Genomic DNA, 13327 nt, shown 5'->3' with positions numbered 1-13327 from the left:
GGCGGTTTTTACGTAGTGCATGTAACATACTCGCTCCTATTTCTTGTCTTTTGGTGGGAACGGATCATTACCATAGCTATTCGAATTTGCTATTTTACCATCTTTATTATGGATTCGATGCTCTGTTTGATCTTTTTTAGCTTGTTCTTTCCCAAGCTTTTGTGCTTCAACTTTAGTGTCTGCATGACTTTTTACTTTTCCGCCCTGTTTGTTGTTCCAACCCCCATCTGGGTCAGGCACGGTATGAACTGGTGGTTTTTTATCGGACATATTAGAACCTCCTCTCTAGTTATATTTTACTAGGAAGCAGATTACAGCAGCAAGATATATAAACCGAGCAATAACGACATAATCTCCTATAACAATTCGACAATTTGTCGATTTAGTCACTCATCCAAGTGGCTTTTTATTTTCTCCACAAAACGGCATAAACGAGAGTATAAACGAATACGAACGTATGTTAGGTGTTTTTATTGGCGAAAACGGGCTAAATCTCGTTTGACTCCAAAATGTGGCAGTTGTAAAATGATCTTGTTCTTACTCCAAAGTTACAAAGTACGTATATCTTTAAATACAATCGCCGTACTACGGCGCACCTTGCCCTTAGTGGGTAGCGTAGCGATCCCATGCTTTTATATCTGCTCTAACATATATCGTTTTTCAGAGTCGCCCTTAAATGGAGCGGCTTTTTTTATTGCCAAGAAAGGAGTTGAGACGATTGAAACTGCAACGATTATCCATATTCTCTATATTCCTGACACTGTTCTTGTACATCAACGTGGTGCCGATCAGAGACGTTCCTAGCAATTACGTGCTGGCAGATCGCACTGAGCCTAAGAGCAAAGACGATGTAGCTGCTCATGGCTAAAACTGCACCCAAGGACAAGAAGCCTACAACCAGTAGACCTGAGATGCAGACGCTCACTGTCACATATAAGTGCGGGCATGAGGGGCAGCGACCTGAGATCGTTTATCCTCATGTTGGCATTTCTCATACGCTTAGCTGGATCAAAAATAATGTGAGGTGTGGTGAATGCAAATGAGTCTTATAACGCTCATCTGTTATGTGATTGTTGCCATGTTCGTGCTATCCGTTGTGGTTGCAACGATTGTATTTGTGAGAATGAATAAAACGCTCAAGGACTTCAATAGTGAATACAACGCTGCTGAAGAGCACATAGAGCTGACCACTAAGCACATGAGGAATAGGCCTTGGAAGATACCGCGATGACAGAGTATCAGTGCGGGTCGTGTGAAGCGATAGACATATACGAGCATATGAAGCAGGCATGTAGGCATTGTGATAGTAAGTCGTTGTGGCCTGTTCAAAAGCTCGGTGTTGAAGAGACAGTCGGGGGTGGTGATATGTAGATGGCTAGAGCAAGGGACCCTAATCGAGACAGGGCAAAGGACATATGGAATGAGCACGGCGGGAATATCACAAACCGACTCATTGCTGATCAGCTTGGGATTGACGAGAAGAAGGTTGCAGTTTGGAAACAACGCGATAAATGGAATGTTGTACAACAAACCAGTAAAACTGTTGTACAACAAAAACAGAGCCGTCCTGAGCCTGCGAAAAAGCAGAGAACTTCTTCGGGAGATTTCGATAATGAATCCATAGGTAAACTCTCAGACAAGCATAAGATTTTTGTCGAAGAATACTTAGTCGACCTAAACGGGACGCAGGCTGCTATAAGGGCTGGTTACAGTGAAAGAACGGCGAATGAGCAAGCGTCTCAACTCTTAGCTAAACTTAGTATCCAAGCTGCAATAAGAGTGGCGAAAGCGAGAAGAGAGCAACGGCTTCATTTCACGCAGGATGACGTGGTCAATCAGCTCGCTAAAATAGCATTTGCTGATATCAAGGACGTCATCGATTGGGACAGCGGTAAGCTGGCACTCAGGCCGTCTGAAGAGGTTGATGGTACGATACTTTCGGAGATTAGCGAGACAGTTTCGGAGCATGGCCGGAGTAAAAAGGTGAAGCTAAATGACCGTATGCGGGCTCTGCTGAAGCTTTATGAACACATGAGCGATGAACAGCGACTTCGAATTGATAAATTGCGGTCGGATGCCGAGGCGAAAAAAGCCGAAGAAGACAATGATCCGCATGCTCAGGGAGCTGGCTATGAAGAAGCTTTGAACGCTCATGTTAAAGATGTCTTTGCAGATGAGGATATCGACGATGAAGCGTAAACGGAAGACCTCATTTCGCTTTCAACCATTCAGTCGCAAGCAAAAGAAACTCATGATGTGGTGGACCGATAAGAGCCCGTACAAGGACTTTGACATGGTTATAGCTGAGGGCGCAATCAGGGCGGGCAAGACAATAGCCTGTATCGATTCGTTTATTACCTGGTCGCTTGCAAAGCATCGAGATCAAAACTTTATCATAGCCGGTAAGTCAATGGGTGCGCTCAAACGTAACGTGCTTGAACCAATGTTTCAGATTCTCACGGCTAAAGGTATTCATTATGAATATCACATGTCACAGAATCCGAATGTTACTATCGGGACCAATACCTATTATCTGTTTGGAGCCGGCAACGAAGCTAGTCAAGACACGCTTCAAGGCTTGACTGCTGCGGGCGCGTATCTGGACGAGGTTGCGTTGTTTCCTCAGTCCTTTGTAGATCAAGCAATAGGTCGTTGCTCCGCTGAGACAGGCGATCAAGGCGCTAAACTGTTCTTCAACTGTAACCCGGGAGGACCATATCACTGGTTCAAGCTTGAATTTATCGATAAGGCCAAAGAGAAAAAGATTCTCGTCCTGCATTTCACGATGGACGATAATTTGTCGTTGTCGGAGAAGGTTAAAAGCCGCTTCCGCCGCATGTTCTCGGGCGTGTTCTTCAAACGATACATTCTCGGTTTATGGGTGATGGCCGAAGGCGTTATATATGATATGTTTGGCGATCAGCACAAGGCTGAGACCGTCGATAGAGCTTACAAAAAGTATTATGTAAGCTGTGACTACGGGACGCAGAACCCAATGACATACGGCCTGTGGGGGCTTTGTGATGGCGTTTGGTACAAAGTGAAAGAGTACCATTATGACGGCCGAGCTTTGGGTAAGCAGAAGACTGATGAAGAGTATTGCGATGATCTAATTGAGTTTGTTGGCAAGCGAACGCTTCAAGGCGTGATTATCGATCCGTCGGCAGCTTCGTTCATAGCAGCCCTCAAGAAACGCGGTTTATACCATGTAATTAAGGCGGCCAATGAAGTGGCGGATGGCATACGCAATGTTTCATCAGCACTTGCTGAGGGAGTGATCAAATACAACGATTGCTGCGTAGAGACCTTTCGTGAATTCGCATCATACTCATGGGACGCTAAGGCGGCTGCTCGCGGTGAGGACAAGCCACTGAAAGAAAATGATCACCAAATGGATGGAGATCGTTATTTCGTGAACACGATCATCAAAAAGCAATCCGGTGTTTGGTTCGGATAGAAGGGAGAGCAAAATGTCAATTATGGGCGAGTACATCGCAATCATTGAGCAGGGTGCTAAGTCAGGCATGAGTATGGAACAAATCATCTTGAACGAAATATCATTGTGGGACCGATCGCCTGAAAAGAAACAAATGCTTCAGGGTGAAGCTTATTATAATGCTGAGCAGGATATTCTCAAGTCTGACAGAAAAGTCGTGGCGGCTGGTGGGGGAATGGAGCCAGCAGCCAACATAGCTAACCGCAAGCTCGTACACAGCTTTTTACGTAAGTTGGTGGATCAAAAGGTTGGTTATGCACTAGCAAAGCCAATGAATGTGCAGACAGACAATGACGCATATCAGAAAGACCTAAAGGAAAGGTTCAATAAATCCATGCTCCGTCTATTGCAGAGGATCGGAGTTGAGTCTATCAATAAAGGGCGCTCTTGGATGCATGTCTATTATTCACCTCTTGGGAAACTCTCATATAAGCGCATTCCAGCTGAGGAAATCATCCCTATCTGGAATGACGATGACCATACAGAGCTTCATGCTATTATTCGCGTTTACAAGGTAGAGTCATACGAAGGAACCACGCAGCTTAACGTAACAAAGGTTGAATACTGGGACGCTAACGGCGTGAAACGTTATGTGCTGCAAGGTAATCTCATTCCTGATGTCGACGCTCCTGGTGAAGCGCATTTTAATGTGGTCGAAGGTGGTAAAGAGAGTCCACTGAACTGGGAACGAGTGCCGTTCATATGTTTCAAGTACAATCCAAGTGAGTTGCCGCTGCTTCAATTCTTGAAATCCTTAGTGGACGATTACGACAAGATGAAGTCGGACAATGCAAGCAATCTAGAAGATTTGCCGAACAGTATCTATAAGGTCAAAAACTTCAGCGGAACGAGCGGAGATGAATTCCGAGCAGGCATCGCAAAGAATAGAGTCGTGTTCACAGGGGATGATGGCGATGTAGACACTATCAGCCTTGATATAGACACAGAAGCTTATAAGAACCATATGGAAATGAACCGCAAAGATATCTACGAGTTCGGTCGTGGTGTTGATACGCAGTCCGAGAAGCTCGGAGGAGACAAGAGCGGTGTTGCTTTACGCTTCTTATATGCTGACCTCGATATGGATTGCAACATGTGGGAAAACGAGTTTCAGGCAGCTCTCGAGCAGCTAGTGTGGTTTATGAACACTGACCTCTATAATTCAAGCGACAAAGACTATTTCGATGAGCCAGTTGATTTCATCTTCAATCGTGACATTTTGATAAACGAAGCGGAAACAATTAAGAGCATTCAGGAGAGCGTTGGCGTGCTTTCTCAAGAAACTCTAGTCGCAAATCATCCTTATGTGACTGACACCAATGAGGAACTCAAGCGAATCGAGGAAGAGGAGAAGAAGGCGATGGAAACCATAGACAACTTCCCCGCCCTCCCGAATGAGGACGGAACAGGCGGAGCTGGCGGCGGTGGAGCCTAATGAAACCTGAGGCTTACTGGAATAAGCGAACTGAGCAAATAGCCAACGGAGCCCACCTGCAGGCGGATGCTTATGCAGCCAAGCTAAAGGATGAATATCGGAAAGCGCAGATCGCAATACAACGGGACCTAGATGCGTTTTATGCTCGCTTCGCAAATAACAACGCCATTTCTTTTGCTGAAGCTCAAACCGTTCTAACAAAGGGGCAACTCAAGGATTTCAAACTGACATTACGAGAGTTTCAAGCGCTCGCCGTCAATAATCCTGATGGTCGTTGGACAACTAAGCTCAACAACGCTTATTTCAAGCAGCGCGTCACTCGGCTGGAGTCATTATACCTGCAAATCGAGAATGCACTAAGAGTACTAAGTGCCAGGGAAACAGAAGGGCTTAAAGCGGCCATGAGTAATGCTTATGTCAGTACGTATTACCAGACGCAGTTTATGATCAATCAAGGCTTAGGCGTGGCTGTGTCGCTGGTTAAGATCGATACAAAGACGCTTGAGAGTATTGTTGCTCGTCCGTGGATTGGCTCTAATTACAGTAAACGGATATGGGGCAACACAGACAAGCTGGTTGTACGGCTGCAGACTGATTTCACACAAGCTATCATAAGAGGCGAGAGTAATACGAAACTCGCTCGGCAGCTCGAAGTGGACATGGGAGTTAGCTTCCGACAGGCAGAACGCTTAGTAAGGACTGAATCGAGCTTTATTCAGAACGAAGCCAGTTACGACAGCTACAAGCAAAGCGAAGTCGTTGGCAAGTATCGCTATTTAGCAACGCTAGATAGCCGCACAAGCACTGCATGCCGCGGGATGGACAATAAGGTCTTTGATTTGAAAGACAAGCAAATAGGCGTAACTTGGCCGCCGTTGCACGCGAATTGTCGTTCCACTACAGTCCCTCAATTCGATGATAATTTTGATATAGGCGAGCGGATCGCCAAGGACGAAGAAGGCAAGACGATATATGTTCCTGCATCAATGAATTACAAGGAATATCACGAAAGCTTTATCGGAGTTTAATCCGAGCCCTGTCGTATGGCTCTAAACTAGGCAAATCGACCGGACACAACCGGGATAACAAGTGAGGATGATATAGATGGATTGGTTGAAGGATTTGTTGAAGGCGCAAGGGCTTACAGATGCACAGATTACAGCAATTGTGGGAGGTGTGGAGACGAATTACAAGGGGTTTGTCCCTGAACATCGCTTCAAGGAAGTGAACGATGCGAAGAAAGTGGCAGAGGACGGCTTGAAGGATCGTGATAAGCAGCTTGAGGACCTCAAGAAGTCTTCTGGTGACAGTAAAGCGCTGCAGGAACAAATCACGCAGCTGCAAACAGATAATAAGGCTGCGGCAGATAAATACGCTGCTGATGTGAAAGAGATTCGATTGAGCTCCGCTATCAAGCAAGCGTTGCAGGGTAACGTTCACGATCCTGATATCGTGGCAACGCTTCTCGACAAATCAAAAATCGAATTGGACGATGCCGGCGCGGTTAAAGGCGGTCTCGATGATCAAGTGAAGGCCCTGCAAACGAGCAAGGGCTTTTTGTTTGTCGATAAAGACGCGAATAAGCCTGGCTTCAAAGGATTCAAGCCTGCTGAAAGCGGTGGAGGCGGCGGTAAGGATGATGGTGAGGACTATTTTGGCAAGATGGCTGCTGAAGCTGCAAAGGCTAACGAGGGAGCTGCTAAAGCTCAACAAAACTATTTTGAGTAAGGAGATGATTTGAGTGAAATTTGTTCAAACGAATATGACGAATAAGAAAGAAATCTTGAAATTTCCCGATCATTACGTCAATTTGGCGATAACGGTTGATGATACAGGCGTCACAGCAAATGCCGATGGTAAAAAGATTGTTCCTGCTGGCACGATTATGGGTGGTAACTTACTAGCCGATAAGACGATCAAAGCAGTAAAGGCGACAACTACATCTACCGTTTCAAACGCTAAAGGTGTTCTGTTTAATGACGTCGATGTTACCTATGGGCCTGCTGCAGGCGCGTTGATCATTCATGGATTCGTTGATCTGGCGAAGATCCCGACAGCGCCGACAACCGAAGAAGTTACAGCGTTAAAACAAATCACATTCTTGTTATAAGAAAGGGGACACGACATGCCTACTATTTTCGATATTGTAACAGCAAAAAACATCGCAACCTATTACCTTGCCAATCCTTCAAACACGATTCCTTACCTTGGGGCAACATTGTTCCCACCTAAGAAGCAGCTCGGCCTTGATCTATCCTGGATCAAAGGTTCTCGCGGACTTCCAGTGGCTCTGATGCCATCTGCATTTGATGCCAGGGCAACGCTTCGTGACCGCATCGGATTTAGCAAGATTGAAACAGAAATGCCGTTCTTTCGTGAGGCTATGCGCGTAGGAGAGAAGGATCGTCAAGAGCTCAATCGTATTGCCGATTCGGCTAACGCGGCGCTCTATTTGCCTTTGATTAACGCGATCTACGATGATGTCACGACTCTGGTAAACGGCGCAAACGTGCAGCCGGAGCGAATGATTATGCAACTCCTCTCCACTGGTAAGATTGCTATCACGGCTAACCGACTGAACTTCGACTATGACTACAAGATGCCTGTAGGTCACAAAGTCACGCTTACGGGTTCTGATCTATGGAGCAGCCCCGATGCCTCTATTGTCGAGGACATTCAAACATGGATGGATCTTGTAGAGGCGGATACAGGCGTGCGTCCTCCTAAAGGTATTTGCACGCGTAAAACATGGAATTACATCATGCAGAACAAAGGCATTCGTCTTGATATGAACCCGTTGGGCGGTCAAAACATCATCATGACTGATTCGATGATGAAACAGTACTTGTTGTCCAAGCTGGGTCTTACGGTTGCTGTGTACAACAAGAAGTACGCTCTTCAAGAAGGGTCGACTGCTCTGTTCTATCCGGATGAGTATTTCACGTTGATTCCAGATGGCAGCCTTGGAAACACATACTACGGAACAACGCCTGAGGAGTCCGATCTCCTGACAGGCGTTAGCAATGCCGCTGTGCAGGTTGTTAATACTGGCGTGGCTGTCACGACCATCAAAGAGCCGCATCCGGTTAACGTTGAAACAATCGTCTCTGAAATCGTGTTGCCATCATTCGAAACTATCGACAACATCTTTATTGCAAAAGTAGGTTAAGAGGGGCTGCGGCCTCTCTATTTTTCTTGAAGGGGATGATTTAATTGAAAGCAAAGACTGAGGAAGAAAAGTTGAAGGAAGCCGAAGCTGCTGCCGAATTACAGGCTGCTAAGGAAAAAGAAGAACAAGAGGAAGCTGCTGGACTGGCCGTAAAGGAACCTGAAACACAGCTTGTCACGTTTACCGAGAATGTGAAATATCGCAAACAATTCTATTCGGCAGGACAGGAGATTGAAGTCCCCGTAGCTGATCTGCCGTTGCTCAAAGGACTTATCTAATGGCGGCCGCCGATCCGGTTGAAGTCCTCGAGATTGTGAAGCTGAGGTTCAAGCTTTCAACTGATAACCATGACGATATAGTCAATTCATATATTCGTGAAATCGGTCGGCGTATCCGGCATTACTGTAATATCAGCACCGTGCCGGAGGCGCTGACAGACGTTTGGGCCTCCATGGTAATGGATGCACTCCTTGTAGAGCAAACAGGCATTCCAGAGATTGCTGAAAACTTACCTGTTGAGTTGAGCGTGAAGATCGGAGATACGTCTGTTGCTCCTGCAAAGTCGACTGGTTTGACCAGCACGACAAAAACGTCCATCGACTCCATTGTGCTCAGCTATGCTGCTGATCTTAATCGATACCGAAAGCTGGGGTTTTAGTCATGATCAATTATCAGCGTCACAGAGCAGCTTTAGAGCGGTTGTATGAGGATAAGTGTACAATCAGCCGCTATTCATCGGCAAAGGACCCAGTGAGCAAGGAAACGGTTCAGACGGCGGTAATAGTGGTGATAGATCAACCTTGCCGAATCTCTCAGAAAGCGCTTGGATCAAATAGTCAGACTGAAGCGCAAAATGATATCCGCTATGAGACGAAACTGTTTATTTCGCCGGATATTGAGATTAAGCAGGGTGATGAGATAGCCGTCATCCGAGGAGCAACTACTCATAAGTACCAAGCCGGAGAGCCTTTTCCGTATCCCACACATCAAGAGATAAGCATACAACGCAAGGATAGGGCATGAGTGCGGGCGGCTTGTTTGATATAAGTGCGCTGGAGAAAATGGTTAAGGACCTGCAACAGGATATTGATTCCGGTGTAGTTGATCGCTTTGTTCGAGATTTGATAAGCGAGCTTGGCATGAGGACATTAGCAAGAATCAAGCAGCGAACACCTGTAGGGAATGGTCAACTCCGAAACTCGTTTCAGATTGGCAGTGTAGTCAAGACATCGACAGGGTATGAGGTCGAAGTCTTTACCAATCTTGAATATGCAAGCTTTGTAGAGAATGGATTCCGAGCTCACTGGGTGCCTGGTCATTGGGTGGGTAACACCTTCGTTTACGAATCAGGCGCGAAGACAGGGATGCAAGTGGGTAAAAAGGGCGGTTGGGTGCCGGGTCGCTTCATGGTTAAGATTTCTGTCAACGAGATTGAGGAAATGCTACCTGATTTCTTAGCCCGCAAGCAGAAACGGTTTTTAGAACGCTTAATGAACGGGCGGTGAAGATGTGGTAACCGTTACAGTAAACAGTATAAGAGACGGCCTAATTGCCGCACTTGATACGCATTTTCCCGATATACCAATATTGGGCGAGGAGATAAAACAAGGCTTAGACGGTGGATTCGACATCGAGGAGCCTTGTTTTTTTGTTAAGCAGATCATCATGCAACAAAACGCCCTACTTGGACCGCGAAGTCAACGTTCACAAACGTTCGATATCCATTTTTTTGCTGACGACAATAAAAACCGCAGCATGCATAACATGGCCGAACATTTATATGAGCACTTGGAGTGGATTGTTGTAGATGGCGTTAAATATCGCGGCACAGGAATGAATCACGAAATCGTGAATGAGATCATGCATTTCAATATCGATTACAAATTACATGTAGTGCGACAGCAGGCGCAAGATCCAACAATGCAGACAATGAAACAGGAGGTACGCATACATGGCGAATAAAGATCCAAAAGAAGAAAATTTGGAAGTTGTTGAAGCTCCCAGCAGCTTCCCTAAGCGGCGTTGGCTCATTTCGGCACGCTTTATACCACAAGAGCAGGACGTGTTGTCTGTGGCTCTTTTAGACGGCAAGGAGTACACATTTGATGAAGCTAAGGCTGCTGTTAATAAATTCTTGAAAGCGGAGGTGCTGTAAGTGGCTGGAGGAACGTGGGTAACACAGAACAAAGTAAGGCCAGGCGTATTCATTAATTTTACTTCAGAGCCGCAATCTACCAGCGTGCTTGGTGATCGCGGCGTTGTAACGATTCCGCTCGCATTAGCTTGGGGAGAACCTAAGAAGATTCTGGCTGTTAATGCCGGAGATGATGTTTCGAAGTTGCTCGGCTATCAGATTTCAGAATCGCAAATGCTGCTGATAAGAGAGGCGCTGAAGCGAGCGCGGACGTTGCTGTTGTATCGCCTTAATACAGGCACCAAGGCGGCGGTGACTGTTGGAACGTTAGTGGCTACGGCAAAGTGGGGCGGCGTCAGAGGTAACAGTTTGAGCGTTGTGATTGAAACGAACATTGATAACACATCGTTGAAGGACGTTAAGACTTTACTTAATGGCGATGTAGTTGACAAACAGGTAGTAGCGAACGTTGCCGGCTTAGTTTCAAATGATTATGTCGTGTTTAGTGGCAGTGCAACGCTCACAAACACTGCAGGAGCACCTCTTATATCGGGAGCTGATGGAACGGTGACTAATCAAGACTATGTTGATTACCTTGCAGCGGTAGAGGTATTTGACTTTAATGCAATGGCAATTCCGTCCGCCGACTCCGCTGTCAAAGGACTGGCTTTAGCTTTTGTTCGGAGGCTTCGCGAAGATGAGGGCAAGAAGATCCAAGCCGTGCTCGAGAATTATCCTGTCGCTAATTACGAGGGGATTATTAGTGTTAAAAACGGCGTGGTACTAGAGGATGGTACAACGCTCACAGCGGCGCAATCTACTGCGTGGGTAGCTGGAGCAACGGCAGGCGCTAACGTCAATCAGTCGCTTACCTACGAAGCCTATGACGGTGCGATTGATGTCGCCACACGGTATACGAATGCGCAAATCATTGCAGCGTTGCAGGCGGGTGAGTTTGTTTTCACGCCAAACAATGGAATAGCGGTTGTTGAACAGGACATTAACACGCTTATCACGTATACCCCGACTCACGGAAAACATTTCTCGAAGAACCGCGTTATCCGTGTATTGGATGGAATTGCGATTGATTTCTTGAAAACGTTCAGCTCTTTCTATATCGGTAAAGTGAACAACAATGATACTGGCCGCAATTTGCTTAAGGGCGAATGCATTAAATATTTGGAGCGTATGCAGTCAATCGAGGCGATTCAGGAATTTAGCTCGCAGACTGATATTTCCGTCTCTGCTGGTGAAGGTGCTGATTCGGTACTTATCGTTGCATACGTTCAGCCGGTAGACAGCATTGAAAAAATCTATGTGGCCGTTACGGTTAGACAGGAGGTTGTTGGTTAATGTCATTTATGAATCCGGTTGATACAATTTCAGGTAAGCAGGCTAAAGCATTTGCCACCATTACAGGCCGCGTCGAAGAACTCTTTTACGCAAAATCGCTAGAGTCCACAATCGAGAAGAATAAATCTGATGTGCCTGTACTCGGAAAGACAAATACAGGCAAGAAAGCTGCTGGATGGTCGGGTTCCGGAACCCTAACAGTTTATTACATGACTAGCGTGTTTCGCGATCTGATGCTCACTTATGTGAAAACGGGACGCGATTTCTATTTCGATATCCAAGTCGAGAACGACGATCCCTCTTCTTCAGTTGGTAAGCAGACAATAATTCTGAAGAACTGCAATCTTGATAGCATTATCGCCGCTAAGTTCGATATTACGAGCGACGACTCACTTGAAGAAGAACTCGCGTTTACGTTTGATGATTACGATATTTTGGGACGCTTCAATGCGCCTGCACAATAAGAGGAGGAAGAATAAATATGAGCTTACAAGACTTTCTAAACCAGAATGTAGTAGATGGCGTTACCGATGAGGTTGCTATTTCAGATCGCTTTAAAGACAACGAGGGCAATCTCTACAAATTCAAAATCAAGGCAATGAGTGGAGACGATTTCAACTCTATCCAAAAGCGTTCAACAACCGTCGGCAAAAGAAACAAAGTCGATTTCGATTCACGGCGCTTCAACGCAGCGGTTATTATTGAGAATACAATCGTGCCTGATTTCAAGGATGCAGAAAGCATCAAGAAACTAGGTGTGGCTACTCCTGAGCAATACCTTAACAAAGTGCTTCTTGCAGGCGAACAGGCGGAGCTATCCATCCAGATCCAACGTCTGAGCGGATTCGACAAGGATATGAATGATTTGGTTGAAGAGGCAAAAAACTAATAGAGGAGGGCGATCCGGACGCTAATTACGCGTACTATGCCCTCCACAAACTGAGGCTATTGCCCGGTCAGTTCATGGCCCTCCCGCGTGAAGAGAGGGCCTTTATAATGGCATCCATCGACATCAGAGCTAAAAAAGAGGCAAAAAAATAATTGTCTCTTCTTGGGTTAATTTGGTAGAGTATAGGTAAATTGATCTAAGAAGGGATGAATACCAAATGACTAAAGCTATTGTCAGCCTTATAGATGGACTGCCTTTGAAGAATCCAGACGCACAACTAGAATTGACTTATGATAAAGAATTTCTAGTTATTGTGGAAAAAGAATTTGTTGGCTTTAAAACGAACGCAGTAAATACTTTTAAAATACCTTTATCTAACTTCTTGGAATCAACCGTGACAACTGAGCAGGAGTTGGTAGAAGAGAGCAAAAGCGTTATAGGTCGCGGCGTTGTTGGCGGCTTGTTGTTCGGACCAGCTGGTTTGATATTAGGCGGAATGTCTGGCATTGGAACAAAGCAGGCAAAGAAAACCAATCAGGTGTATTTGGTATCATACCTTTCTTCCAGTGGTGAAATTAAAAATATAACTTTCGTCATGCCGTCCTTGATGGTAAGCGTGACAAAGAAGTTCGATAAGGATCTCAAAAAGAGTTTAACTAAAGTGCAGAGAAGCGCTGAGGTATTAAGGATTCTTGCAAATGCGAATAACGTGAGCGCTGAAGTGAAAACCGAAACAATTCTATAGCAGATACAAGGGAAAACGTCCGTGATGGGCGTTTTTTTTATTTGCTCAGAAGGGAGGTAATTAATATAGCTACAGTGAGCTCCACACTAGGCATATACGATAGATT

Annotated in this window: 20 protein-coding genes; 19 read left to right on the top strand and 1 reads right to left on the bottom strand. The window is 45.7% G+C overall.

The features are described 5' to 3' along the window. Positions 1-36: 36 nt before the first annotated feature. The gene (locus FGT79_RS05945) at positions 37-270 is read right to left on the bottom strand and encodes a DUF2188 domain-containing protein (RefSeq protein WP_138751816.1); all 234 of its coding nucleotides are present in this window, start codon (positions 268-270) and stop codon (positions 37-39) included. 448 nt (positions 271-718) lie between these two features. Between FGT79_RS05945 and FGT79_RS30980 the strand changes: the two genes are divergently transcribed. The 19 genes from FGT79_RS30980 (at position 719) to FGT79_RS05855 (ending at position 13221) form a co-directional block, all read left to right on the top strand. Next, positions 719-868: a hypothetical protein gene (locus FGT79_RS30980; RefSeq protein ID WP_171056093.1), complete on the top strand. Its 150-nt coding sequence runs from the start codon at positions 719-721 to the stop codon at positions 866-868. Positions 869-1039: 171 nt separating this feature from the next. Continuing rightward, complete coding sequence (locus FGT79_RS05940) at positions 1040-1231, top strand: hypothetical protein (protein ID WP_138751815.1); 192 nt, start codon at positions 1040-1042, stop codon at positions 1229-1231. A 140-nt stretch (positions 1232-1371) separates the two neighbouring features. Then, positions 1372-2199, top strand: coding sequence for a terminase small subunit (locus tag FGT79_RS05935; protein ID WP_138751814.1), 828 nt, complete (start codon positions 1372-1374; stop codon positions 2197-2199). Next, positions 2189-3457 carry a PBSX family phage terminase large subunit gene (locus tag FGT79_RS05930; protein ID WP_138751813.1) on the top strand — a complete coding sequence of 423 codons (1269 nt, stop codon included), beginning with the start codon at positions 2189-2191 and terminating at the stop codon, positions 3455-3457. The genes FGT79_RS05935 and FGT79_RS05930 overlap by 11 nt, the downstream gene beginning before the upstream one ends. Before the next feature lie 13 nt (positions 3458-3470). Next, entirely contained in the window at positions 3471-4931 is a 1461-nt protein-coding gene (locus FGT79_RS05925) for a phage portal protein (protein ID WP_138751812.1), read from the top strand. Next, positions 4931-5959, top strand: coding sequence for a minor capsid protein (locus FGT79_RS05920; protein ID WP_138751811.1), 1029 nt, complete (start codon positions 4931-4933; stop codon positions 5957-5959). The genes FGT79_RS05925 and FGT79_RS05920 overlap by 1 nt, the downstream gene beginning before the upstream one ends. 76 nt (positions 5960-6035) lie before the next feature. Further along, positions 6036-6659: a phage scaffolding protein gene (locus tag FGT79_RS05915; RefSeq protein WP_138751810.1), complete on the top strand. Its 624-nt coding sequence runs from the start codon at positions 6036-6038 to the stop codon at positions 6657-6659. 13 nt (positions 6660-6672) lie between these two features. Next, positions 6673-7041, top strand: coding sequence for a hypothetical protein (locus tag FGT79_RS05910; RefSeq protein ID WP_246096167.1), 369 nt, complete (start codon positions 6673-6675; stop codon positions 7039-7041). Between the two features lie 15 nt (positions 7042-7056). Then, the gene (locus FGT79_RS05905; RefSeq protein WP_138751809.1) at positions 7057-8100 is read left to right on the top strand and encodes a major capsid protein; all 1044 of its coding nucleotides are present in this window, start codon (positions 7057-7059) and stop codon (positions 8098-8100) included. 44 nt (positions 8101-8144) lie between these two features. Further along, a complete protein-coding gene (locus FGT79_RS05900) occupies positions 8145-8378 on the top strand; it encodes a hypothetical protein (RefSeq protein ID WP_138751808.1) in 234 nt (77 codons plus the stop codon). Continuing rightward, complete coding sequence (locus tag FGT79_RS05895) at positions 8378-8758, top strand: phage head-tail connector protein (RefSeq protein ID WP_138751807.1); 381 nt, start codon at positions 8378-8380, stop codon at positions 8756-8758. Before FGT79_RS05900 ends, FGT79_RS05895 begins: the two co-directional genes overlap by 1 nt. 2 nt (positions 8759-8760) lie before the next feature. Then, on the top strand, positions 8761-9123 hold the full coding sequence (locus FGT79_RS05890) for an ABC transporter ATP-binding protein (RefSeq protein ID WP_138751806.1): 363 nt from the start codon (positions 8761-8763) through the stop codon (positions 9121-9123). Then, entirely contained in the window at positions 9120-9605 is a 486-nt protein-coding gene (locus tag FGT79_RS05885; RefSeq protein ID WP_138751805.1) for an HK97 gp10 family phage protein, read from the top strand. Before FGT79_RS05890 ends, FGT79_RS05885 begins: the two co-directional genes overlap by 4 nt. Positions 9606-9609: 4 nt before the next feature. Then, entirely contained in the window at positions 9610-10062 is a 453-nt protein-coding gene (locus FGT79_RS05880) for a phage tail terminator family protein (RefSeq protein ID WP_138751804.1), read from the top strand. Further along, entirely contained in the window at positions 10052-10255 is a 204-nt protein-coding gene (locus tag FGT79_RS05875) for a hypothetical protein (RefSeq protein ID WP_138751803.1), read from the top strand. The genes FGT79_RS05880 and FGT79_RS05875 overlap by 11 nt, the downstream gene beginning before the upstream one ends. Next, positions 10256-11587 (top strand): phage tail sheath family protein, encoded by a 1332-nt coding sequence (locus tag FGT79_RS05870; RefSeq protein WP_138751802.1) that lies wholly within the window; start codon positions 10256-10258, stop codon positions 11585-11587. Beyond that, on the top strand, positions 11587-12051 hold the full coding sequence (locus FGT79_RS05865; protein WP_138751801.1) for a phage tail tube protein: 465 nt from the start codon (positions 11587-11589) through the stop codon (positions 12049-12051). Before FGT79_RS05870 ends, FGT79_RS05865 begins: the two co-directional genes overlap by 1 nt. 17 nt (positions 12052-12068) lie before the next feature. Continuing rightward, positions 12069-12476 (top strand): phage tail assembly chaperone, encoded by a 408-nt coding sequence (locus FGT79_RS05860; protein ID WP_138751800.1) that lies wholly within the window; start codon positions 12069-12071, stop codon positions 12474-12476. A gap of 217 nt (positions 12477-12693) precedes the next feature. Continuing rightward, a complete protein-coding gene (locus tag FGT79_RS05855) occupies positions 12694-13221 on the top strand; it encodes a hypothetical protein (protein WP_138751799.1) in 528 nt (175 codons plus the stop codon). Positions 13222-13327 lie beyond the last annotated feature (106 nt).

The organism is Paenibacillus sinopodophylli (assembly GCF_005930355.1).
GTDB classification, from domain to species: Bacteria; Bacillota; Bacilli; order Paenibacillales; family Paenibacillaceae; genus Pristimantibacillus; species Pristimantibacillus sinopodophylli.
This window is presented reverse-complemented; position numbering and strand designations above follow the sequence as displayed.